The 24,275-nt window shown below is 51.3% G+C and carries 22 protein-coding genes; 9 read left to right on the top strand and 13 right to left on the bottom strand.

Features of this window, described 5'->3' with window-relative positions; genetic code table 11:
• Positions 1–5: 5 nt before the first annotated feature.
• Positions 6–1,133: an acyltransferase gene (locus Q0R57_RS03955; protein ID WP_294744105.1), complete on the bottom strand. Its 1,128-nt coding sequence runs from the start codon at positions 1,131–1,133 to the stop codon at positions 6–8.
• A 66-nt stretch (positions 1,134–1,199) separates the two neighbouring features.
• On the opposite strand from Q0R57_RS03955, the gene Q0R57_RS03950 reads away from it, so the two are divergent.
• From Q0R57_RS03950 to Q0R57_RS03940, 3 genes are read left to right on the top strand one after another with little or no spacing between them, the layout of a single operon-like run.
• Positions 1,200–2,642, top strand: coding sequence for a lipopolysaccharide biosynthesis protein (locus Q0R57_RS03950; RefSeq protein ID WP_294744104.1), 1,443 nt, complete (start codon positions 1,200–1,202; stop codon positions 2,640–2,642).
• Between the two features lie 9 nt (positions 2,643–2,651).
• Entirely contained in the window at positions 2,652–3,563 is a 912-nt protein-coding gene (locus tag Q0R57_RS03945) for a glycosyltransferase family 2 protein (protein WP_294744103.1), read from the top strand.
• Positions 3,551–4,588, top strand: coding sequence for a hemolysin activation protein (locus Q0R57_RS03940; RefSeq protein WP_294744102.1), 1,038 nt, complete (start codon positions 3,551–3,553; stop codon positions 4,586–4,588). The genes Q0R57_RS03945 and Q0R57_RS03940 overlap by 13 nt, the downstream gene beginning before the upstream one ends.
• On the opposite strand, the gene nadD is transcribed toward Q0R57_RS03940, so the two are convergent.
• The 6 genes from nadD to Q0R57_RS03910 all read right to left on the bottom strand — a co-directional run bounded on the left by nadD (position 4,582) and on the right by Q0R57_RS03910 (position 11,425).
• Positions 4,582–5,121 carry a nicotinate (nicotinamide) nucleotide adenylyltransferase gene (gene nadD, locus Q0R57_RS03935; RefSeq protein WP_294744101.1) on the bottom strand — a complete coding sequence of 180 codons (540 nt, stop codon included), beginning with the start codon at positions 5,119–5,121 and terminating at the stop codon, positions 4,582–4,584. The two genes, Q0R57_RS03940 and nadD, sit on opposite strands and share 7 nt — an antisense overlap.
• Positions 5,118–5,705 (bottom strand): guanylate kinase, encoded by a 588-nt coding sequence (gmk, locus tag Q0R57_RS03930; RefSeq protein WP_294744100.1) that lies wholly within the window; start codon positions 5,703–5,705, stop codon positions 5,118–5,120. Before gmk ends, nadD begins: the two co-directional genes overlap by 4 nt.
• Positions 5,706–5,711: 6 nt before the next feature.
• A complete protein-coding gene (locus Q0R57_RS03925) occupies positions 5,712–8,183 on the bottom strand; it encodes a glycosyl hydrolase 115 family protein (RefSeq protein WP_294744099.1) in 2,472 nt (823 codons plus the stop codon).
• A 122-nt stretch (positions 8,184–8,305) separates the two neighbouring features.
• Positions 8,306–8,734: an amino acid-binding protein gene (locus Q0R57_RS03920; RefSeq protein WP_294744098.1), complete on the bottom strand. Its 429-nt coding sequence runs from the start codon at positions 8,732–8,734 to the stop codon at positions 8,306–8,308.
• Positions 8,735–8,796: 62 nt separating this feature from the next.
• Complete coding sequence (locus Q0R57_RS03915) at positions 8,797–10,113, bottom strand: phenylacetate--CoA ligase (protein ID WP_294744097.1); 1,317 nt, start codon at positions 10,111–10,113, stop codon at positions 8,797–8,799.
• Between the two features lie 4 nt (positions 10,114–10,117).
• Complete coding sequence (locus Q0R57_RS03910) at positions 10,118–11,425, bottom strand: phenylacetate--CoA ligase (protein ID WP_294744096.1); 1,308 nt, start codon at positions 11,423–11,425, stop codon at positions 10,118–10,120.
• Positions 11,426–11,552: 127 nt separating this feature from the next.
• Between Q0R57_RS03910 and Q0R57_RS03905 the strand changes: the two genes are divergently transcribed.
• The 4 genes from Q0R57_RS03905 to Q0R57_RS03890 all read left to right on the top strand — a co-directional run bounded on the left by Q0R57_RS03905 (position 11,553) and on the right by Q0R57_RS03890 (position 16,231).
• The gene (locus Q0R57_RS03905; protein WP_294744095.1) at positions 11,553–13,613 is read left to right on the top strand and encodes an acetate--CoA ligase family protein; all 2,061 of its coding nucleotides are present in this window, start codon (positions 11,553–11,555) and stop codon (positions 13,611–13,613) included.
• A 76-nt stretch (positions 13,614–13,689) separates the two neighbouring features.
• Entirely contained in the window at positions 13,690–14,109 is a 420-nt protein-coding gene (locus tag Q0R57_RS03900) for an ATP-binding protein (protein WP_294744094.1), read from the top strand.
• 12 nt (positions 14,110–14,121) lie between these two features.
• Positions 14,122–15,915, top strand: a complete 1,794-nt coding sequence (locus tag Q0R57_RS03895) for an SLC13 family permease (RefSeq protein ID WP_294744093.1) — start codon at positions 14,122–14,124, stop codon at positions 15,913–15,915.
• 13 nt (positions 15,916–15,928) lie between these two features.
• Complete coding sequence (locus Q0R57_RS03890; protein WP_294744092.1) at positions 15,929–16,231, top strand: STAS domain-containing protein; 303 nt, start codon at positions 15,929–15,931, stop codon at positions 16,229–16,231.
• A 5-nt stretch (positions 16,232–16,236) separates the two neighbouring features.
• Here the strand turns inward: Q0R57_RS03890 and Q0R57_RS03885 are convergent, their stop codons facing one another.
• The 4 genes from Q0R57_RS03885 to Q0R57_RS03870 all read right to left on the bottom strand — a co-directional run bounded on the left by Q0R57_RS03885 (position 16,237) and on the right by Q0R57_RS03870 (position 20,668).
• Complete coding sequence (locus Q0R57_RS03885) at positions 16,237–17,550, bottom strand: pyridoxal phosphate-dependent aminotransferase (protein ID WP_294744091.1); 1,314 nt, start codon at positions 17,548–17,550, stop codon at positions 16,237–16,239.
• Between the two features lie 97 nt (positions 17,551–17,647).
• A complete protein-coding gene (locus tag Q0R57_RS03880) occupies positions 17,648–18,181 on the bottom strand; it encodes a DUF4625 domain-containing protein (protein WP_294744090.1) in 534 nt (177 codons plus the stop codon).
• A 21-nt stretch (positions 18,182–18,202) separates the two neighbouring features.
• A complete protein-coding gene (locus tag Q0R57_RS03875; protein ID WP_294744148.1) occupies positions 18,203–20,284 on the bottom strand; it encodes a TonB-dependent receptor in 2,082 nt (693 codons plus the stop codon).
• 48 nt (positions 20,285–20,332) lie between these two features.
• Positions 20,333–20,668, bottom strand: coding sequence for a hypothetical protein (locus Q0R57_RS03870; RefSeq protein WP_294744089.1), 336 nt, complete (start codon positions 20,666–20,668; stop codon positions 20,333–20,335).
• A 106-nt stretch (positions 20,669–20,774) separates the two neighbouring features.
• Between Q0R57_RS03870 and Q0R57_RS03865 the strand changes: the two genes are divergently transcribed.
• Positions 20,775–21,965: a hypothetical protein gene (locus tag Q0R57_RS03865; protein WP_294744088.1), complete on the top strand. Its 1,191-nt coding sequence runs from the start codon at positions 20,775–20,777 to the stop codon at positions 21,963–21,965.
• A gap of 358 nt (positions 21,966–22,323) precedes the next feature.
• Here Q0R57_RS03865 and Q0R57_RS03860 read toward each other — a convergent pair whose 3' ends face one another.
• Entirely contained in the window at positions 22,324–22,668 is a 345-nt protein-coding gene (locus Q0R57_RS03860) for a helix-turn-helix transcriptional regulator (RefSeq protein WP_294744087.1), read from the bottom strand.
• Positions 22,665–23,240 (bottom strand): PH domain-containing protein, encoded by a 576-nt coding sequence (locus Q0R57_RS03855; protein WP_294744086.1) that lies wholly within the window; start codon positions 23,238–23,240, stop codon positions 22,665–22,667. The genes Q0R57_RS03860 and Q0R57_RS03855 overlap by 4 nt, the downstream gene beginning before the upstream one ends.
• Before the next feature lie 218 nt (positions 23,241–23,458).
• Here Q0R57_RS03855 and Q0R57_RS03850 point away from each other — a divergent pair, with 218 nt between their 5' ends.
• Entirely contained in the window at positions 23,459–24,262 is an 804-nt protein-coding gene (locus Q0R57_RS03850) for an alpha/beta hydrolase (RefSeq protein WP_294744085.1), read from the top strand.
• The last annotated feature ends 13 nt before the right edge of the window (positions 24,263–24,275 follow it).

The raw sequence follows: 24,275 nt of genomic DNA, 5'->3' as shown, positions 1-24,275 counted from the left end.
CTCATTTAACTCCTTCCAAACAGCCATTTCTTAAGGAACGGACTGATACGCAGGATATTGGAGGTGATGACGCTGAAACCAATAACCAACAGAGCCACAACGACAGACAGCGTGGTATCGACGATGAAGTTATGATGATTGTCCTTGAAGAACGAGCCGATGATGGGCAGACTAGGCAAAAACAGGAAATGGATGAGGTAGATGTCGAGCGTGCGACGGCCTATGTACTGCAACGAGGCTCCAATGACTGTCATCTTAGTGAAATAGTGCTGATAATGACGGAAATACATTAAGGTGATAAGGAGCAGCAGGAACATTGCCGTCGTCAACGGGATGATGGCCCACGCCATACGCATGGTGTGCCACTTCAAGGCATCCATCGTACAGAGGATGGCCAGCACGACGATGATGGGGAAGAACCACTTCGAGTCCATTAGCCGCTGGGCGCCGTTCCAATAGCGATGGGCTATGTTACCAAAGAGGAAGAAAGGCATCCAGAGCATCAGCTGTCCAAAGCTAGTGTCTATCAGGAACTGATGGATATCTGTCATCGCGCCACGATAGCCTTTGGCCCACGAGAAGTACGAGGGCTGATAGCAGCTGTCGTAGAACGCCAACGAGACGAGGAACAACACCACGATGAGGATAGCCGATGTCCACTTAGAGGCCAGCGGCGAGAGTCGAGAGGTGATCTTGTTCTCGAAATAGGCAAAGGGATAGTAGATGAGGAACATGTAGAGCAGAACAAGCGTGAACCAGTAGCCGCCCTTGGTGGGCGAGTGCAGCGACTCGAGAAGACCTGGCCAGAAGCTGGGCTTTAAGATCGCTGTGGCCAGGAGGAAGAACACCAGGGTGGGTATGAGCTGTACGCGACACTTCTTCAACACCAGACTGCCCAGATTGCGAGCCGTCCATACCTGCGAGGCCTTGTAGGCCAAGAATCCGCTGATGAAGAAGAACAGCGGCATGCGGAACAGCAACAGGAACTGAAGCGACGACGAGTGTTTCCACTCCTCTTCAAATCCTATCTGCGCCACATGGTTGGCCACCACCATGATCATGGTGAATCCGCGAAGGGCGTCGAGCCATTCCAAACGGGGCTTTTTGGCTATTTTATTCTCTATGTTCTCCATAATCGGTGCAAATTTAATGAAAATATTTTGAACTTCAAACGAAAAGTAGTATTTTTGCACTTTGTAATGGAGAATTTAAAGGAAAAGACTGCAAAAAGCATCGCTTGGGGAGCTGTGAACAACGGCACTACCCAGGTGCTGAACCTGATATTCGGCATTGTGCTGGCATGGAAGTTGTCAGAGGCTGACTATGGCATTGTGGCGCTGATAACAGTCTTCACCACGCTGGCAGGATGTATTCAGGCCGCAGGATTCTCGCAGGCGCTGGCCAACCTGAAGCCTCCCACCTTCCGCGATTATAATGCGGTGTGCTGGTTCAACATCATTGCAGGTATCTCGATGTATGGCATCCTGTTTCTCTGTGCGCCGCTATTGTCCATTATTTTCCACCTGCCCATACTGACTGATGTGTCGCGACTGGCTTTTCTGTCCATCCCCCTCTCAGCACTCGGAATCGTTCCTAATGCCAAGCTGTGGATAGAGCTTCGCAACCGCGAGCTAGCCATCGCCGCTATCGTCTCGCTGATACTGTCAGGCTCTGTGGGTATGTGGCTTGCATTTCATCACTATGGCTACTGGAGTTTGGTGTGGCAACAGCTCATCTTCATTGGCACGAGTACCCTCATAAAATACTATTTCACACGTTGGATGCCCAAGTTGCCTGTTGACTTAGCTCCTATCAGGCAGATGTTTGGATTCTCGTCGAAACTGCTGCTGACCAACATCCTGACGGTGACCAGTCAGCAGGTGCAGACATTCATCTTCGGCAATATGCTGCCCATCAATACCGTGGGACAGTTCAGCCAGGCCAACAAGTGGAACACGATGGGCCATTCGTTTATCTCGAACACTATGGCGCAGGTGGCACAGCCCGTGCTAACCAATGCCGATGACGAGGAAGGACGTCAGCAGCGTGTGTTCCGTAAGATGCTGCGCTTCACGTCGTTAGTCTGCTTTCCCCTGATGTTCGGACTGGCATTAGTGGCCCATGAGTTTATCATCGTCACCATTGGCATGAAGTGGGAACCTTGCGTCATCCTACTACAGATACTTTGTATTGGCGGCGCTTTCCTACCCCTGCAGACCCTCTACCAGAATCTGATTGTCAGCAGGAAGCGTTCTGACATCTACCTGTGGCTGGTGGCTGTGCAGATAGTGTTGCAGATAACACTCACACTCAGCCTGGCCTCGTTGGGCATTACGGCGATGGTGGCTGCCTTCTCGGCACTCAACTTGCTGTTTACTTGCTGCTGGCACATAGCCCTGCAGCGTATACAGCCTCTGTCCACACTCGACGTGCTGAAAGACAGCATGCCTTTCCTTCTGACAGCTGCCGTGGTGATGATTGTAACCTACTTCGTCACCCTGCCCATCACCACCTTATGGCTGCTCCTGTTGTGTCGCATCGCAATGGCCAGCCTCCTCTACTTAGGCATCATGCGTCTGCTCAATGTGGCTATCCTCAACGAATGCATAGAGATGGTGAAAGGTAAAAAAGTAAAAAGGTAAAAAAGGATTATGGAGATATCTGTCATCATACCAGTCTATAACAAGGCCGAATACCTGGACAAATGCTTCGAGAGCATCTTTGCGCAGGCCTTCGACTCGTTCGAGGTGGTGGCTGTAGAGGACGGCAGCACAGATGGCTCTGGCGATATCTGCGATCAATGGGCTAAGCGTGAGCCGCGTCTGAAGGTCTTCCATAAGGATAATGGTGGCGTGACAGCAGCCCGTCGCTATGGACTGGAGCATGCTGAAGGCAGATTCATCATGTTTGCCGATGCCGATGACCTCATTACGGAGAATGCCCTCGCCACGATGTACAGACATATCAACGAGACAGGGGCCGACGAGGTGATTGGCACCTACGACGATCAGTACGGACACAGACACGACTCAGGACTGCGTGGTTTCATAGAGCCTGAGCGCCTGATTCGCGACATGCTGGCCCTGCGCAGTCAGTTCTGCGTGCTGTGGGGCATCATCTTCCGCAAGGAGTTGCTGGAGGGCTGTCTGAATGCCCCTCGTGAGATTGTGGAGCGTGAGGACTCGCTCATGCAGATTAAATATCTGATGAAGCAACCCAAGGTGTTTTTTACTGAACATGCGGCCTATATGCATGAGGAGGATGTGCCCAACAATCGTCGCGAGACCCTCGATTGGATACGCATCTACGACGAAGAGCTGCGTCAGACGCTGCAGCCAGAGTGGGAACGTTACCACTCGGCCTTCGTACATCATCAGATTAAGGTCTATGAGAAGTTCATCGACCGCAGACAATTCCAGGTATTCAACGAATACTATCGTCCTCTGCGCCAGCAACTTACCAACGACATTCCCTTCATGGACCGCTTGGCGTTGCGACTGCCGACACGCTTGGCTTATCTGCTTATTCACACTTACAAGAACCTGCTGAAATGGAAGAAATAAAGAAATATCCTGCACAGAACGATGTGGCTGTGCTGCTCATCATTTTCTCACGAACAGAAACGCTGAAGCGCACCTTTGGTGCCATCCGCCAGTGCAGGCCCTCACATCTGTTTATCTATCAGGATGGCCCTCGCAGCGAGCAGGAAGCCCTGAAGCTAGAGGCGGCACGACAGATAGTGGATGATAGCGAGATAGACTGGGAGTGTGATGTGCAGCGCAGTTACCACAACGAGAACTCAGGTGCCTGGCTCTCGAACCATAAGGCTCAGACGTGGGCTTTCTCGCTGGCAGAGAAGGTCATCGTGCTGGAGGACGACTCTACGCCTTCACTGTCGTTTATCCCCTTCTGTAAGGAGATGCTCGACCGCTATGAGCACGATGAACGCATCACGATGATTGCAGGTTTTAATCATGAGGAACAGACAGATGCGCCTTACGACTACCTCTTCACCACAGCCTTCAGCATCTGGGGATGGGCCTCGTGGCGCAGGGTCTTCGAGCGTTGTGAGGTGGGCTATCCCATTGCTGATGATGCGTTCAACAGGCACCAGCTGGAGGCTTACGTAACCAACAGACGCGAGGGCGGCAAGGAGATGATAAAGAAGATCTACAAGCACAAGGCTTCTGGCGACCCCATCTACGAGACACTCATCTGGACGGCCTGCACGCTGAATAGCGGACTGACCATCGTACCCACGAAGAACCTTATTCAGAACACAGCCGTCAGCGAGGAGTCGGCTCATTTCCAGAGTTCCCTGAACACGCTACCCAAGGCGATGCAGCGATTGCTCACCATGCCCAGTCATGAGTTGCAATGGCCTTTGCGCCATCCCAAATATGTCATCGAGAATGTGGAGTACAAGCGTCGTGTCTATCGCATCATGGCGTGGGGACACCCCTGGGTGAAGATTGGTCGTTCTATCGAGGAACTGCTACGCAATCTGCGTTATGGCAATATGAAACAAATACGGGAGGCGGTAAAACACAGAATCAGCAAGCTGACAGGGCGATATAACTATCAGTAGAATTTCTTTACCAGAGGAACAATGGCCTTTGGCACCATTCCTTCAATACTTTCGCCAGCACGCACACGCTGACGAATCTCTGTACTTGACACATCAAACAGGGGCACATCGATAGTGCCTGGATAAGAGTCTCGAGGATAAACAATGATATCATGATGTTCCATTATCTCCTGCCAGTTGCGCCAGCGCTGAAAATGGGCCCAGTTGTCACCTCCTATCAGCAATGAGAACTGGTAGTCAGGATAATCCTTGCTTAAGTGCTGCAAGGTGTTCCAAGTATAAGAGGGCTTGGGCAAACGGAACTCATAGTCACAGGCCTTCACACCCTCAACACCCTCAAGTGCCTTCTGTGCCATCTCCAGTCGCAGATGGTCATCCAACAAATCGGCATCATTTCGCTTCAAGGGATTCTGTGGCGACACCATCAGCCACACCTCATCTAACGCACATTGCCTCAGCACGGCCTGTGCCAAGGCAATGTGTCCCAGATGGATAGGGTTGAAAGAGCCACCAAAGATTCCTATGCGTTTCATCCTAAGAATGCTTCTACGAGTTTCAAGGTCTCGGCCTTTGCCGTCTCCAAGTCATCGTTTACCACGATATGGTCGAACTGAGGCGCAAAGGTCATCTCGTATTCTGCCTTCGCCAAGCGGTTCTCGATGGCTTCAGGGGTGTCTGTGCCTCGACCCACCAGACGGCGACGTAGCTCTTCGACAGAAGGGGGTTGGATAAAGATGCTTAGGGCACGTTCGCCATAGAACTTCTTGATGTTAATGCCACCTTTCACGTCGACATCGAACACCACATTCTGTCCTGCCTCTAGCTGTCGTTCCACCTGTGCCTTTAGGGTGCCGTAGAAACGGTCTTGATACACCTCTTCATACTCCAGAAACTCATCGTTCTGAATCTTCGACTTGAATTCCTCTGGCGTTAGGAAGAAATACTCCACCCCATTCTGTTCTGTACCACGAGGGGCACGACTGGTGCAGGAAATAGAGAAGTAAAGTTTCAACTCAGGATGCTCCTTCATGAGCCATTGTACGATGGTGCTCTTGCCCGACCCCGAGGGAGCCGAGAAGATTACCAATCCTGTTTTCTTATTGTTTGTTTGTTCCATTGTAGATTATTGTTTTTTCACTTCCGACTCCTGTCCAAAGAGATAGGATGTCTGATAGCCACCATAGTCAACCACAATCTTCTCGAACACGATGCCTCCGTGTTTGGGATGCAGCGTCAGCGTGTGAGTGGTTCCAGCGCCAATGGGCAGCGTCACCTTGTTCTCTACCACACGACGTGCGATAGTAGGATAAAACTCACTGTATTGATAGGGCTGACGGTCCACCAGGTTCTTGTTGAAGTTCACAGTAGCAGGCTCGCCGCCATCCAATGTAACAGTATATTCGTGTCCACCACGATTTGTGAAGTCGAGGGTCGATTTTACGATGATGTGGATGGTGGCTTGCTGAGGATGATCTTCTGGCAAGGTGAACTGATAACTCAGACTGGCATCGCCAGTAGTCTGAGAATAAGGGGTCAGGGCCACAGCGCTACGAGTGCGACCAAAGTCAGGGTAAACAGTCCACTGTGTACCTTCGGCAGTCTTGGCCTCGTAATAGTGTTCTGCCTCCATAGCCACGAAGCCATTGCTATGGGCAAAGGTGTAGCCACCAGGTGTGTTGTTATCGACCAGCGCAGTACTGGGCAGCATATCACGACGGAAGTTGTCGTTCCAGCTTCTGTAGCCAATGTGCTTCTGGGTCATCATGCCGTTCCACTTGCCACCAGCAATCTCTTTGTTGTATGCCAAACAGAGCAACGAGTCGCGTTTGAAGCAAGCCTTAACCTTCTCGGCCCAGATGTTGGCATCAGGGTTCTTGCGTTCTGCCAGATAGCGGTTCATGGCCTGGGCATAGTACATGTCATAGAGATTAGCCGCTGCCTGCACAGGGAAGAGAATCAGCTGCTGATACACATCACGACGACTCTCAGGCAATGTGAGATAAAGACGCAAGGCGCGTGTCTCCAAACGTTGATACTCATCAGCCACCTGCTTCCACTCACCAGTAGCCACATTATATGTTCTGGCATCAAGCATCTCTGGCGTCACGCGAGCCATATACTGACAGTTCTGATTATAAATTGAAGCGGCTTCCTCAGCGAATGAAGCGCCAAGCACGCTTTCAAAGAAGCTGCGAGTGTGGTCAAAGACATTCTGCTGGGTATGCGTCTTGGGATTCCACGCCATATCCATAAACAGCTGGATGGGATACTCCATAGGCTTCAGGTCGCCCACATTCAGCACCCACAACTGCTGGATACCGAAATCATAAGCCAGTGAGAGCTGTTCGAACATCTGCTGCGTCTGAGTGACGTTGAGCCATTTCGTATTACGAGGTGCACCAACGTAGTCCACATGATAATAGAGTCCCCAGCCACCTTTGTGCTGACGTTCCTTCTCGTTGGGCACACGACGTACGTTGCCCCAGTTGTCGTCGCACAGCAGGATACACACATCATCAGGCACACGCATGCCAGCATCGTAGTAATCCAACACCTCTTTATATAAGGCCCATACCTGTGGTGTCTCCTTGGCAGGACGACCTGTCACCTCAGCAATAATCTTACGCTGGTTCTCAACGATAGTTTCCAGCAGTTTGGTGTCAGCATCAGCACTCATGGCCTCGTCGCCATCACCACGCATAGCGATAGTGACCACATCCTCAGTACCCTTCATGCGTTCGATACCCTCACGGAAGAAGCGGTCCAGGTTCTCCTTGTTGGTCTGATAGTTCCACGCACCCCATTCATTGCGCTTTCGGGCATACTCCTGGTGGTTGCGTGCCATTGGCTCGTGGTGACTGGTGCTCATGATAATACCCATCTCGTCAGCCACCTTCGAGTTCTCAGGATCATCGGCATAGAAGGCCCATCCCCACATGGCTGGCCAAAGGAAATTACCCTTCAGACGGAGTATCAACTCAAAGACCTTGGCATAGAAGTTATGATCGCCATAGTCTGTACCAAACGTATTCTTAACCCAAGAGGTCAAGCAAGGAGCCTCATCGTTGAGGAACAAGCCGCGCCACTTCACAGCAGGCTCGCCATCGGTATAGGTACCATTCTTGATATAAAGACTCTCATGAACGTCGATAGGTGCATCGGCCCAGTAATACCAAGGCGACACACCTATTTGTTGACTCAATTCATAAATACCATAGATAGCACCACGACGGTCGCTACCCACGATGTTCAGTTTTCCGTTGGCTGCTTCGATGATAAACATCTCAGTCTTGCCCTTTAACTCCTTGCTGTAGGCTTTGGTAGTCGACGTTGTGCCAATGACGATGGTAGCGTCCTCGGCCTCAGTAGTAAATGTCACGTCAGCACCACAAACGGCCTTCAGGTCCTTTTGCAGGTTCTGGGCTGCCAACATCACGCCACGCTGTTCGTTGGCACTGACATAGATGCTCACCTTCCCGTTGTTGTTAAGTACCCAGTCGCCTTGTTTGAAGTCGACAAAAGATTCTGCTGCTTTTGCCCCCATAGCGGCAATTGTCATCAGCAGTACACTCAGAATAGTTTTAAGTTTGTTCATGACTCTAGAATTTTGATGCAAAGATACATATTTTTTATGAGTCAGCAAGGAACAATATCCTCCAAACATCATCCTGAGACATATTCGGAAGAAAACGGGACGTTTCCCTATGTCTTATTTTGTTATACCAACTTACTGAGATCTTGCTCGGCAATAAACTTCAGATTATTGAGAATAATTGCCTCACGAGCCTTCTCGCGATTGTCAGTACGGAACACCAGAATACCCTTACCACCCAGCAGGAAGGTGTACATATAGGCAATGCTGATGCCTGCATCGCTGAAGATCTTCACAGCATCGGCAGCGCGACCCGGCTCGTCGTCGAGCTCAAGGGCAAGCACATCACTCAGGGCTACTGCCACACCAGCCTTCTTCAACTCCTCATAGGCACGGAGGGGCTCCGAACAGATAAGGCGGTAGATACCATACTCTGCCGTATCGGCAATGGTTGAGGCCACAATCTGAATCTTAGCCTCTTTCAGCACTTCAAGAACCTTAATCAGGGTACCTGAACGGTTCTCGATAAAGATTGATAATTGATGAATTGTCATAATATTTCGATTTTTGTCGTTATGTCGTTATTACGATATTTCGTTATTACGTTATTACGATGTTATTGATAAACCTTTCTCTTGTCAACCACACGCACGGCCTTGCCTTCGCTGACAGGCAGCGTACCACGAGGCACGAGCTTTACACGTGGGGTGATCAGAATCTCGTCCTTCAAGGCACGAGTGATATCCTTGCTCAGCTGCTGCAGACGACCATAGTCGTCAGTAAACATCTCAGCCAGCTCTACCTCAACAGTCATGTTGTCGTTATCGTCGTCAGTAGTCAGGGTGATGAGGTAGTTGTTGCCCAGCTCCTTGAAGTTCATCAGAATCTTCTCAATCTGGATGGGGAAGATATTTACGCCTCTGAGCACCATCATATCGTCAGAGCGACCACGCATACGGTCCAGACGGATATGGTTGCGTCCACAAGGACAGCTGCGACCCAGCACACGGGTGAGGTCACGGGTGCGATAACGCAACAGTGGCATAGCCTCGCGACACAGCGTAGTGAGTACCAGCTCGCCAATCTCACCATCAGGTACGGGTTCCAGCGTCTCTGGGTCAACAATCTCTACGATGTAGTAGTCCTCCCAGAAATGCAGACCATTCTGCTCCTTACATTCGAAGCCTACGCCAGGGCCGCACATCTCACTCATGCCAAAGGAGTTGTAGGCCTTCACGCCCAGCATCTCCTCGATGCGCTTGCGCTGCTCCTCAGAATGAGGCTCAGCACCAATGGCCAGCATCTTCAGTTTGGTATCGCGACGTGGGTCAACGCCTTGTTCCTGCATCACCTCGTAGAGACGGGTAACATATGAGGGAACGGCGTGGATAGCTGTAGTACCAAAGTCCTTGATGAACTTAATCTGTCGCAGCGAGTTACCAGCAGCGGCAGGCACGGTGAGCATACCCAGCTTCTCAGCACCATACTGGAAGCCCAGTCCACCAGTGAACATACCATAGCCGCTGGAGTTCTGGAACACATCGTCAGGACGCAGTCCTACCATCCACAAGTTACGTGCCACCTGGTTAGCCCATTCGTCAAGGTCCTTCTTTGTGTGCAGGATGACAGTAGGATTACCAGTAGTACCACTCGACGAGTGCAGACGCACACAGTCGCGCAGAGGCACACAGGCCATGCCAAAGGGATAGTTGTCACGCAGGTCGCTCTTCGTAGTGAAGGGCAGCTTCCTCACGTCATCCAACGTCTTGATGTCGTCAGGTGTAATGCCTGCTTCCTTGAATTTCTTTTGATAGATAGCATTGTTCATGCAGTGGCGCACCGTCTGTTGCAGACGTTCCAACTGCAGTTTGTTCAGTTCCTCGCGAGACATCGTCTCGTATTGAGGATGCAAATAGGGTGATTGGTTGTCCATGTATTTATAGTTTTCGATTATCGATGACATGTGCACTCTTGCCCTGTGAACGCTCAATAGTACCAGGAGCCTTCAACTGTACCTTGGCGGCAATGCTGAGCACGCTCTTCAGCTTAGAGGCAAGTTTTTTCTCTAGGGCGTCGACAGCGGCAGGTGTATCGAAGGTAGAGGTAAAGACCTCCTGACGCAACTCGGCCTGTACCTGCAGGGTATCGAGGTTATTCACGCGGTCTACCACCAGCAGATAATGAGGAGCAAACTCAGGCAACGAGAGGATGACACTCTCCACCTGTGAGGGGAATACGTTGATGCCTCGGATGATGAGCATATCGTCGCTACGACCCTGGATACGTCCCATGCGCACATTGGTTCTGCCACAGTCGCAGGTGCCTGGTATTAGTGAGCACAGGTCGCGGGTGCGATAGCGCAGCAGCGGCATGCCCTCTTTGGTCAGCGTGGTGAAAACCAGCTCGCCAGTCTGTCCCAGAGGCAGCGGCTCCAGTGTGGTAGGATTGATGATCTCAGGATAGAAATGATCCTCGTTGATATGCGAGCCGTTCTGCTGCTGACACTCATAGCTCACGCTAGGTCCCATGATCTCACTCAGACCATAGATGTTAAAGCCTTTCAGTCCCAGTCGCTCTTCTATCTCCTGGCGCATCTGTTCTGTCCAAGGCTCTGCGCCAAAAGCACCAATGCGCAGGTGCAAGTCCTCTTTCCTAATGCCAATCTTTGTCATGGTCTCAGCAAGATAGAGCGCATACGACGGCGTGCAGGCAATACCAGTGATACCCAGGTCACGAATCAGCTTCAGGTGTTTCTCCGTGTTGCCAGTACCAGCAGGGATGACGCTGGCGCCCATGTGCTCCACACCATAGTGAGCACCCAGTCCACCAGTAAACAGTCCATAGCCATAGGCCACAGAGAAGATATCGTTGCGAGTGACGCCAAAGGCTGTGAGACAACGGGCCATCGTCTCACTCCAGATGCCGATGTCCTTGCGTGTATATCCTACGATGGTAGGTTTTCCAGTGGTTCCACTGGAGGCATGTATACGTATGATCTCACTCTGTGGTGCAGCCTGCAACCCAAATGGGTAGTTATCACGCAGGTCTTGCTTCGTGGTAAAGGGCAGCTTCTTAATGTCCTCGATGGTCTGAATATCATCGGGACGAATGTCCAGTTCCTGTAGTTTGTTCCTATAGAACGGAACGTTGTGATACACATACTCTACAATCTTGTGCAGACGTTTGCCTTGTAGTGCGCTCATCTCGTCGCGACTCATGCACTCTTTGTTGGGATTCCAAATCATGTTCTAAGTTTTAGGGTTTGTGTAGGTGCAAAAGTACAATAAATCTTGCGTATAGCCAAAAAATCATTGCTAAACTTTTTGCTTTTTCTCTAAAATGTATTATTTTTGCATCAAAATACCTAAGAGAATGATAAACCAACAACTATTACAACCTGAAAGTATTGTCGTCATTGGCGGCTCTAACAATGTGCACAAGCCTGGTGGGGCAGTAGTACGTAATCTGATGAATGGTGGCTACGAGGGAACGCTACGTGTTGTGAATCCCAAGGAAGACGAGGTGCAGGGCATCAAGGCCTTCCACGATGTAAAGGAGTTGCCACCCACGGATTTGGCCATCCTCGTGGTGGCAGCCCGTTTCTGTCCAGACTATGTCGATTTCCTGGCTAGTGAAAAGAATGTTCGCGCGTTCATTATTATATCAGCAGGTTTCAGCGAAGAGACCCAAGAGGGTGCTGTCCTTGAGCAGCGCATCCTCGACACCTGTGAGCGCTATGGCTGTGCGCTGATAGGTCCCAACTGTATAGGTCTGCTCACCCGTTGGCACCACAGCGTCTTCACCCGTCCCATCCCCCATCTCAATCCCAAGGGCGTTGATTTCATCAGTGGCTCTGGAGCTACGGCAGTCTTCATCCTTGAGAGTGCTGTGACCAAGGGCTTGCCCTTCAATAGTGTGTGGAGCGTGGGCAATGGCAAGCAGATAGGCATTGAGACGGTGCTGGAATATATGGACGAGCATTTCGATGCCGAGCATGACTCGTTGGTGAAGTTGTTGTATATCGAGAATATAGGCGACCCCGACAAGCTGCTCTATCACGCCACCTCGCTTATCCGTAAGGGCTGTAGGATAGCCGCCATCAAGGCAGGCTCTTCCGAAAGTGGCAGTCGTGCTGCCAGCAGTCACACAGGTGCCATTGCCAGCAGCGACTCTGCCGTTGAGGCGCTGTTCCGCAAGGCAGGCATCGTACGCTGTTTCAGTCGTGAGGAGCTCACCACCGTGGGGTGTATCTTCACCCTACCCCGTTTCACTGGCAAGAACTTCGCCATTGTGACCCATGCTGGTGGTCCTGGCGTCATGCTCACCGATGCCCTGTCCAAGGGTGGCATGCAGGTGCCTCCACTCACAGGTCCTGCTGCCGAGGAGCTGAAGCAGAAGCTGTTGCCAGGCAGTAGCGTGGCCAACCCTATCGACATCCTGGCAACAGGTACTGCCGAGCACTTAGGCCTCGCCATAGACTATTGCGAGAACCGTTTCGATGATATCGACGCCATCATGGTGATTTTCGGAACCCCTGGACTGGTAAAGATCTTCGAGGTCTATGACGTGCTTCACAAGAAGATTCAGGAGTGCAAGAAACCCATCTTCCCCATCTTACCCAGCGTGAGCACGGCAGGCCCTGAGGTGCAGGAGTTCCTGAAGCGTGGACATGTGAACTTCAGCGATGAAGTGACGCTGGCCACGGCGCTGACGCAGATTATGAAGACGCCAGATCCTGCACCCTTCGAGGTAGAGCTCTATGGCACTGACATCCCTCGTCTGCATAAGATTATCAGCGGCATCAAGGAAAGTGGTTACGTGTCACCAGACCTGGTACGCGAGATCCTCTCTTGTGCTGGCATCCCACTGGTGCCAGAGTTTGTCTCCACCTCCAAGGACGAGTTGTCCGACTTTGCAGAGAAGGTGGGCTATCCTGTGGTGGCCAAGGTTGTAGGTCCTGTTCACAAGAGTGATGTGGGCGGCGTGGCGCTGAACATCCGTTCTAAGGAGGTGCTGCAGGCCGAGTTCGACCGTATGATGCAGATTCCAGAGGCATCAGCAGTGATGGTACAGAAGATGATTAAGGGTACGGAGCTCTTCATTGGCGCGAAATACGAACCCCGTTTTGGTCATGTGGTGCTCTGCGGACTAGGCGGCATCTTTGTCGAGGTGTTGCGCGACGTGTCGTCAGGCTTGGCACCACTGGGCTATGGCGAGGCCTATTCCATGATTCACTCGCTTCGTGCCTATAATATATTAAAAGGTACGCGAGGTAAGAAGGGCATCAACGAGCGCAAATATGCCGAAATCATCGTGCGTCTGAGCACCCTGCTGCGCTTTGCCACAGAAATCAAGGAAATGGATATCAACCCCCTGCTGGCCGATGATAATGATGTCATTGCAGTCGATGCACGTATATTAATTGAGAAATAAAGTCAGAAAAAATCCCAAATGTTGTATAGTTTGGGATTTTTTTTGTATTTTTGCCCCCAAATTTTAAAAAGCGAACATGGAAACCGAGATTAAACGTCAGCTGACATTGCCCAACGATGTGAAGCAAGTTCCCCTCCTCGCCGAGTTTATTGACGGCATCTGCGAGGCGGCAGAAGTCGATATGATGCTAACTATGCAGCTCAACCTGGCTATCGAAGAGGCTGTGGTCAATGTGATGAACTACGCCTATCCTGCAGGTACGGAAGGTACTGTATGCATCGATGCCCAGATGTCCAACGGTGTGTTGCAGTTTGTGATTAGCGACAGCGGCGCCCCCTTCGACCCCACCGCCAGGGCAGAGGTCGACACCACGCTGTCTGCTGAGGAGCGTGGCATTGGCGGCTTGGGCATCCATATTGTTCGCCAAATCATGGATAGTATTGACTACAAGCGTGTTGACGGACGCAACGTGCTGACGCTTGGTAAGAAACTCTGACAGTAGGAACAGATGGAATACGAACTGCTGGGATTCAATATCTATGCCTGGATAACGATGGTTACCGTGCTGAGTATCTTCTTCGTGATGGCTCGCACGCGTATCCCTGCTGAGGTGGCATTCCTTGGGGCACTGACGGTGCTGCTGGTCACAGGTGTTGTGACTGAGGAAGAGGGAATGGCAGGCTTCGGCTCTGAGCCCGTTGTTGTCCATGCAGCCTTCTTCGTCATCATTGGCGGCTTGATACAGTCTGGTGTGCTTTACTGGCTCACCAAAAATGTGTTGGGCGATCCAAGCAGCTATCGATATGCAGTATTCCGCCTCATGCTGCCAACCAGCATCCTGGCTGCTTTCCTCAACTCCGTCAACGTGGTGGCATTGTTTATCGATGCCGTCAAGATATGGTCGCGCAAGCTGAATATCGCACCCTCTAAGCTGCTGTTGCCCCTGAGCTATGCTGCCACCCTTGGTGGCATGTGTACGTTGCTGGGCAACTCGTCGAACCTGGTGGTAGCTGGTCTTTATATGTCTGAGACAGGTCAGTCTATGAACCTCTTCGAGCCGTTGCTGCCTGGTTTCATTCTCACCGTCATTGGTGTCTTCATGGTGGTGATGCTGCAGAAGTACATCCCTTCGCGAGCCCCTGCAGAGCAGTCGTTCGAGACCACTTCCGACTATACCGTCGAATTGCTGGTTCCTACTGATAATCCTGCCGTAGGCTCGTCAGTCAGCGAGGCTGGTCTGATGCAGGTAAAAGGTGGCTCGTTGGTCGAGATCGTGCGTTTCGATCGTGAGATTATCATGCCAGTACCCAAGGATGAGTGGATTCTGGGTGGCGACCGTCTTATCTATGCTGGTCAGATCAACGAGATACTGGAGCTGAAGCGTACCCATGGTCTGGCTGCTGCCGACCATCACGTGTGGAGCATCAATGATATTGACACCAAGCGCAAGATGCGTACGGCCTATGTCACCTTTGGCAGTGAGCTGATAGGTCATTCTATGACTGAGAGTGACTTTGAACAGCGCAATGATGTGGTGCTGGTGGCTGTGGCCCGTCAGGGTCGTCGTGTCGAGGGACAGCCTCGTGAAATCCGCTTGCAGGCTGGCGACTCGCTATTGCTGGAGTGTCCACCCAAGGATGATGAGAAGCTGGAGCACGACAATCGTCGCAACCTCAAGTTCTTCGACTCGCATTTCGTGCCTCAGATAGGTCCTAAGACCATCACCTCTGCCATCATCCTCATACTGATGTTCTTCCTGTCATCATTCCATTTCCTGCCGCTGATGGCTACCACCATGCTGGCAGCAGGTGCCATGATGGTGCTTAAGTGCTGTCGTTGGGACAATGTGGTGAAATATATTGAGTGGGAACTGCTCCTTGTGCTGGGTTCAACGGTGGTATTCTCCATCGCTATCAGCAAGACGGGTATTGCCGATATCATTGCCCACGACGTGCTCGACCTCTGTGGCAGCAATCCCTATGTGGTCATGGCTGTGATGTGCCTGTTGGCCTCGTTTGTCAGCGAGTTTGTCAGCGATGTAGGTTCCAGCGCCGTGTTCTTCCCCATCATGTACAAGCAGGCGCTGCTCATGGGCTGCAACCCCCTGCCTTTCGTCATGGCGCTGATGTTGAGTGTTACCATCAGTTTTGCCTCACCCATCGGCTCCAGCTGTCACATGCTCATCTATGGTCCTGGCTCGTTCAAGTTTACCGACTTTGCGCGCCTGGGCATCTGGATGCACATCGTGCTGCTGGCAGTAGCATTGGTTATCGTGAATTTAATTTATCCATTATACATATAAAAACAACAGACAAATGAAAACAACGATTCTTGAAAAAGATGGCAACCTGGTTGCCGTATTCGAAGGCCGTCTTGACACCGCTGCAGCTCCTGAGACCGAACAGGCTCTTCAGCCGCTGAACGACTGTACAGGCCATGACATTGTGCTCGACTGTACCAATCTGGAGTACATCTCCTCAAGTGGTCTCCGTCTGTTCCTGGCCGTGCTGAAGAACGCAAAGCCCAAGGGCAGCCATGTCTACATCACTGGCATCAGCGATTCGCTGCGCAGCGTGTTTGCCATGACTGGCTTCACCAATCTCTTTGAGTTCAAATAAGCAGCTTACACGGGGTTGTTCTCTGCAAACACCGCCATGCGCTCTTCCAGTTGCGCATACTGGTGGTCCTCAATAAACGAGGTGCAGACGCGCAGTCCCTCCTGATGGCTTCCTGTGGTGATGAGGCAGATGGCCGACACACCATAGTACATCAGTTCGCGGGCCAGCTTACCGCTAGTCATACCTGGATAGCCGATGGTGAAATAAAAGCCGTCGGCTATTGGTTTATCCAGGTCTTTGTCATAGACCACGTAGAAGTTGTGCTTGCAGAATATCTCCTTCAGTTTATGGGCTCTTTCGCCATAAACCTTGATGTCGTCGCGGAAGTTATACTCACCGTCGCAGGCAGCACGGAACAGGGCAGCCAGCGCATATTGGGCAGAATGACTCGTGCCACTCGACAGGGCGTAGAGCATACGTGTTGAGAATACCAGGCCAAAGGGCAGACCCTCATAGCGAGCTGCCAAGTCAGGGAACTGACGATGGAACAGCTTGTCGCCAATGCACACCACGCCGATACGCTCGCCAGCATAGCTGAAAGCCTTCGAGCCACTGATGAGCAGCATGTAGTTGTCAGTATAGCGAGCCACCGTGGGCTGATAGGGAGCCTCGAAGGGTGTGCTCAGGTCCTTGCGGAAGTCCATGGCGAAGTATGCCAGGTCTTCCATCACCACCACATCATATTTCGTAGCCAGCGTGCCGATGGTCTTCAGCTCGTCTTCCGTCAGACATATCCATGCTGGGTTGTTGGGGTTGCTATAGACGATGGCGCAGATATTACCCACCTTCAGATAGCGCTCCAGCTTTGACTTCAGTTTGTCACCACGGAAGTCATACACGTCAAAGGTCTCGTATTTCACGCCCTGCACCTGCAGCTGCATCTTCTGCACAGGGAATCCTGGGTCGATGAACAACACCGTGTCTTTTCCCTTTGTTGCCTGCGAACAGGTGAGGAACGAGGCAAACGTGCCCTGCATCGAACCACAAACAGGCACGCAACCCTCAGGGGCGATATCCACGTCGATGAAAGCCTTGACGAAACGTGAGGCCTGCTGCTTCAGCTCAGGCAGACCCTGTATGTCAGGATAGCTATGGGCAATGCCGTCCTGCAGCGCCTTGATCTGCGCATCTACGCCCACCTGTGCAGCAGGCAGTCCTGGTATACCCATCTCCATCTTGATATACTCCACGCCGCTCTCTTTCTCAGCAGTGGCAGCCACCTGCTTCACCTCGCGAATGGTGGCTTTGGCGAAGTCCTGAATACCCATTTTGGCAATCAGTCCGTCCACAATTTCTTTCTTAATCGGTGTTGGTTTCATATCCTAGTGATTTCTTTTCTTCTGCAAAGATACGAAAAAAGAAGAAAATGCAAAAGAAAAAGCCATGTTTCTTTTGCATTTCCTATTAAAAGTTTGATTATTCCGTAATCTTGATGCCCACAGCACGCAATTGCTGCCATCCTGCACGATCAGTCAGACGTATCATAAAGTGATAGTCGCCAGGCTCAATGCTGTCAGGTATGGCAATGTCATGACGAGTCTCGAACCTCACCTGTCCAGCAGGAATAGTGAAGTCCTGGTTATAGACCCAAGCATTGCCATCGTGATCATGCTCATGGTCGCCATCGTGATCATGGTCAGCAGCGTGGTCATGGTCAGCGTCACCATCGCAGTCAGTCGACTGTGTGCCGTGGGTGTGGTGGTCGGCATTGGTATGTATCTCTATGTTATAGGCACCCAGTTCCACATTATCCGTAAAGATATAATGGAAGGGAATGACGCTGCCACGCTGATACACCTGACAATCCACAGGATTGGCTGTGATACCCTCTGCCGAGATGACTGGATAGGTCATATCCTTCTCGTCATCATCGTCGCCACAGGCAACAAAACTCATTGTCATTACACTCACTATAGCCATCAACAGGCTCAAATACTTCATCTTTTTCATTTTCTTTTTTTGTTTGTAATGTTAAAAATCCAGACCAACCATCAGCGAGAAGTTGCGCCCAGGTTCTGGCACATCAATCAGACGGTAGTAGCTGGTATGATCGTAATAATGGCGATTCAGCAGGTTATCTGCATGAAGCGCCACGTGAAGGGTATTTCCACCCCAAGTAAAGTCCTTAGCACAAGCCATGTTCAGCGTCCAGTAGCCGTCAGTGGGCTTTTCTGGGGGGACAATCTCATGCTGAGCGCCCACGATATGAGCGTTCAGGGATACAGTCAAAGGCTGGCTATTGGTGATAGACGAAGAATACTTCACGCCCAGGTCTGTTGACCATGGGGTGCTGAAGGGCAGCGTATAGCCCTTCTTCTCGCCAGACTGCTGACGAGCATACAGGTATTCTCCCTGTACATGGGCCTGCCAGTGTTCGTCCATCTGCCATTTCACCTGTGCCTCCAATCCATAGCGCAGCACCTCGGCTTGCGTGTAATGATACAGCTGCAAGCCCTCCACATACTGTGCCGTGGGGTTCAGATAGATATAGTTGGGGAAGTAGTTCAGGTAGGGCTCCACCTGCACCTCCCACGCCTCGTTGGCCCAACTGATGCTGGCATCAATCTGGTACGACTGCTCTGGGTCCAGCTGCGCATTGCCACGCTCGTAGCGGAAGATGTGGTAGTTCACACCATCGGCACCCAGCTCCTTGGGTATAGGCATGCGGAAGCTCTTGCCCACGTTCGCCTTCATCACCCACTGGCCTATGGCGTAGTTCACCCCAGCCGACCATGTCATACTGCTGAAGTGACGTCGTGTGTCTGCAGAACGTTGCTGATTGACCATCACACCATCCACAGGCGTCTTGAACCAATCCTGATAGCTGTGAATATGCGTCTCACCATAGTCATAGCGCACGCCTGCATTCACTATCAGCTGGTCGCTCAGCGTGTAGCGATCCATCGCAAACAGTCCTGCGCTCAGCGTCTCGAAGTCAGGAATAATAAAGCCCCAGCCGTCTCTGCGGTTATGCTGATACTCGCTGCTCACGCCGCCTCGCAGTTCATGGCGACCTAGGGTATGTCGCAGCTGAAGCCCTGCCGTATAGGTGCTCTTGTTGAAGCGACGCTCCAGCGAGCCGTCAGGTGTAGGCATATAACCATGACTCACAGGCTCTGACCTTTCCTCGCGCAGGTTATTCTGGTAGGCCAGGTTCAGTTCCAGTGCCGTCATCTCCGTACGCCACGTGCTGTGACTGAGTACCTTCAGATGGTTCACCCACTGATAAGGCAAGTCTATGTCGCGTCGCGAGTGGTCGTAGTCGATGTCGCTCAGGCGCACCTCCAGTCCATGGGCGTTGGCAAAGAAGCCGCTCTTGGCATAGGCATCGCTGATGCGCACGTCAGTATGGAAGTTATAGCCTGCATAGCCCAACATCACGCTGCCATCGCGCTCACAGCCTGCCGTATTGCGCAGCCTGCCGTCCTTCAGACGTATCCAGTACGAGTAATACTGTATGCTGTCTGTAGGCACCTTATAGTCGCCATAGTCTATCACGGTGGCGTTGGCCCTGTAGAACCAACGGCCCTGTCGGCCCTCAACCTTCGCTGAGGCGCCCACCTGCTCGTTGTTGGTACGACCAAACAACTGCACGCTGCCGCCAAACGATGTGGTGGGCACGTGGTTGGTGTAAAGGCTCAGCACGCCACCGATGGCATCGCTGCCATAGAGCAGAGCCGCAGGACCTTTTATCACCTCAGCACGGTCTATCGCGAACTGGTCTATCTCCAGTCCGTGATCGTCGCCCCACTGCTGTCCCTCGTGCTTCACGCCGTCTTCAGCCACAGCCAGTCTGTTGAAGCCCAGCCCTCTGATGGTGGGTTTCGACTGTCCGCTGCCTATAGCCATCGCCTTCACGCCTGGTATGGCCTCTAAGGTCTGCATCAGACTGCCAGCGAAATGCTCTTGCAGGTACTCGTGACCTATCTGAATCTCCGACTGCGACGTCCGCATCTGATAGTCCCGTCGCTGTTGTCCAGTCACGGTGACATCACGTAGCGTGATGGTCGTGTCGGCTGGCGCCGTTGCCCATAGCAGCGTTGCCAGCATCATATCTATCATACTTTCTTCCTTTTCTTATATTAAACACAAATACGTTTCTCAAGAAAAGAAAGGTGGGGCACGGAGCAGGGGGATGCCACAGACATCAAGGTGCACATCACGCTGACGCTGGGCAATAAGTTCTTTTGTTAACTGATGAAATAATACGACTGCAAAGACGGCGGCAGCCACAAACGAGAAGGTCTGAAACTGACACAGCACACAGGCGTGCAGCGTCGTGGTCAGCTCTACAAAGTGGCCGTGACAATGGTGAGCCACGCACTCCTTACAGTCATCTTGTGCTACTGATTCCAAGCCGTGAGTATGAAGCGACGACAGCAGCACCATTGGCACAAACACGGCCAACAGCACCCATGCTGAAATATATCTCTTCATCTTCACGGCTGCAAAGATAGTATAAATCGAGGGAAACACAAAATAAAATCAATTTTATTTGTTTTTTTCACCACTTCTTATTACCTTTGCACAAAACTTTAAGCTTGTGGCTGACATTGCGATATACACCCTGACCTCTGGCCTGCACGATGAGCAGGCGGTGGAAGCTGCAACCAAGGAGTTTCTGAATGGCCTGAACGTGGCGTTTATGTTCAAAGGGAGCGACTTTGCAGACTATGGGAGCCATGCGCTGGAACTGATCTATGTGAGAACAGGAGGTACGGAGGGGCTGTTTAAACAGCTGCTGCCTGAACTGCAGCGCAAGAAGAGCAGACCCATCTACCTGCTGACATCAGGCAAGAGCAATTCGCTGGCAGCCTCCATGGAGATCCTGTCATTCCTGCGACAGCAGGGATTGGAAGGGGAGATTATCCATGGCGACGCTGCTTACATCAGTCGCCGCATCATGCTACTCAAACAAGTAGTGACGGCCAAACAGCAACTGCAGGTCTGCAGGCTGGGCATCATAGGCGAGCCGTCAGACTGGCTGATATCGAGCAATACGGATGCTGACCTCGTCAGACAGAAGACAGGCATCGAGCTGGTGAAGATTCCAATGGACGAGCTGCTGATGACCATCAGCGCCACACCTCAGCGCGAGGTGAGCGAGAAAGCTCCGACAGAGGCTATCAAACAGGCATTGCCTGGGGCGCAGCAGATTTATGAAGCACTAAGCATCATCGTGACACGACACCAGCTACAGGGTCTGACACTACGCTGCTTCGACCTGCTGACCAGCGTAAAAAACACAGGATGCTGGGCATTGGCGCGACTGAATGCCGAAGGCATCGTGGCTGGCTGCGAGGGTGATGTGCCTGCCCTGCTGTCGATGATGATAGCAAAGGCTCTGGTAGGTGTGGGCGGATTCCAAGCCAACCCCGTGAACATTGACCACGAAACAGGCGAGATGGTGTTTGCCCATTGTACCATAGCGCTGAACATGGTGGAACGCTATGAGTTGGACACCCACTACGAGTCGGGCATGGGCGTAGGCATCAGGGGCTATATGGCTTCAGGGCCAGTAACGATATTCAAGGTTTCTGGCGACATGACACGCCACTTCATTGCCGAGGGTGAACTACTGAGATGCGAGGCGAAGGCAGACCTCTGTCGCACCCAGATGGTCATCAGGCTAAACGATACGCATCAGACGGAGTATTTTCTCACAGAGCCCATTGGCAACCACCACATCATCTTGCCAGGACATTTAAAAGACATACTGATAAAAGTATTATAACGAGAGATTTTTTCCTTAATATTAACCCTTTAAAAATTTACAATTATGGCAGACATTAAGAAAGTTAAGAAAGAACAGCTCAACGACGAGGAGTTGAAGATTGTTGATGGCGGCGTAAGTGGTAACGATTTCCGTCGTATAGAACAGTAATATCGAAAATCTCGATTATCTTATTATCAAGAAATAGAGAACCTACGCGTGTAGATTCTCTATTTTTTTGCCTTACATTTTTGCCATTTAACTGAAGAATTTTTTCTCCCTCGTTGGGAAAATATTTTTTTCTAGTTAGAGCGTAAAAAACTAGGGTCGAAGAAGATGTCTTCTCCGACCCCGTGATTCGTTAGGAGTGCATCCTGCGTCAACGTTTATCTAATGTCTTGAGCCACTCGGCACATTCAGCGGCGAGGAGGGTGATGAGTTTCTGATAGTAGGTGGTCAGCTCGGCAGGCGACTTCCTGTTCAGTCCAGCCATGTTATGTTGCAGGGTCAGCAGGATGCGGAGCATCTGGCGAGTGAACTGGTCATCATCGAAATAAGAGATGAGGGCAATGATATGCTTGTAGGGACACAGGCGATGTCCACATTCCCAAGCATTGTATGTGGCCTGTGAGATGTCGAGCGAGAATGCAATCTGTTCTTGCGTCGCACCCTTTCGCTGTCGAGCCTGCAGGAGGGCAGAGGAGAAATCATAGAGAAGATTCATTTGTCACCTCCTTTCAGGTAATAGGGCATAAACTCGTCTGGTTCGCTGACGCTGATGGCAATGGGCATGCCCTTGGTACGATAGATCAGGAAGACCTTCTTGGCATCAGTTACATAAGAGCGGAAGGTGCCGATACCCTTGGTGCGGAACCAACCAATATATCCAAACACGCCGCCAACGCCCAGCAGGCGAATGGTATTGCCAGCACTAAACAATCCCAATTGGTACGAAAAGCCTGACGCCTTGCCGACCTTACCTTTTTCATTAAATAACCTATGCTCTTCGTCCATTCGCTCGATATGGTCAATGTTTTCGTACGGTATATGTATTGTCCTGGCAAGCGTGCGGATGCCGATGCCCTCATCGTCAGAGATGATATACATGGGGAAAATGAGGACGCTCGAAATGGAAACGACAAGCAGCAATGCGATGACAATCATAGCCACTGTCAAGTTCATCCCCTTTGAGACAAAATAAACCTCCACCAGGATGGCGATAATGATAACCAGGAAGAAGATAGCCGTCAGCCACTTTATCCCTTTGCTTTGCGAACATTCATAAATTGTTTTCATACTTATCTGTTTTGTTGTTGTTTTGAATTCTGCTGCAAAGTTATGAATAATGTCGCGTTATTCTTATCAGTTTTGCTGATAAAATGGAAATTATTTTGCTTCGACAGAGAAAAGAGAAAAAGAAGGCTGACAGAAATAAAACTCGAAATCTTTGGTGATGTCAGGGGAAAAGTGTACTTTTGCAAAACAAAAAAACAACAACCAATAAAACCCTAAAGATGAAGAAAAGCGTATTATTCTGCCTGCTTCTGTTATGCGCCTTAGGCGTGCAGGCCAAGACTGCGAGACAGTTCACAATCTATTTCCACGCCGACAGCTCAGCCAACGTGGTATGTTTCTTACCAGAGAATCCCTGTGGCAAGGCCATTGTAGGAGTGCCTGGAGGTGGTTATTCTGTTTTGTCGAACACCCACGAGGGTACGATGGCATCAGAATGGCTCAACGAGAAGGGCATCGCCTATTTCGTGATTAACTACCGACTGCCCAATGGCGATCGTACCAAGCCCATGAGCGACGTTCAGCAGACCATCCGCATGGTGCGTGACTCAGCAGAGGTGTGGGGCATCAACCCCCATTGCGTGGGTGTGATGGGATTCTCGGCAGGTGGTCATCTGGCCTCAGTAGTATCGACCCATTCTGACGATGCCGTACGTCCTGACTTCTCCATCCTGTTCTATCCTGTCATCTCGATGGACGAGAAGGTGTCACACAAGTATTCGTGCGTCAACTTCCTGGGCGAGGAAGGTCAGAAAGACCCTGAACTGGTGAAGAAATACTCGATGATGAACGTGGTGAAGAAAGGCGTGACGCCTCCTGCCATCATCCTCACAGCCAGCGACGACAACCTGGTGCCACCCATCACCAACGGCGTGGCCTACTATACCGCCATGCGTGAGGCAGGCATTGAGTGCACCATGTATATCTACCCCAGCGGAGGCCATGGCTTCGGCTTCGGCCCCTGGTTCAAGTATCGCAATCAGCTGCTAACAGAGTTGAGCAACTGGCTGGAACTGAGAAAATAAGAGATTATCATAA

Source organism: uncultured Prevotella sp. (genome assembly GCF_946407605.1).
Classification (GTDB): Bacteria; Bacteroidota; Bacteroidia; order Bacteroidales; family Bacteroidaceae; genus Prevotella.
This window is presented reverse-complemented; position numbering and strand designations above follow the sequence as displayed.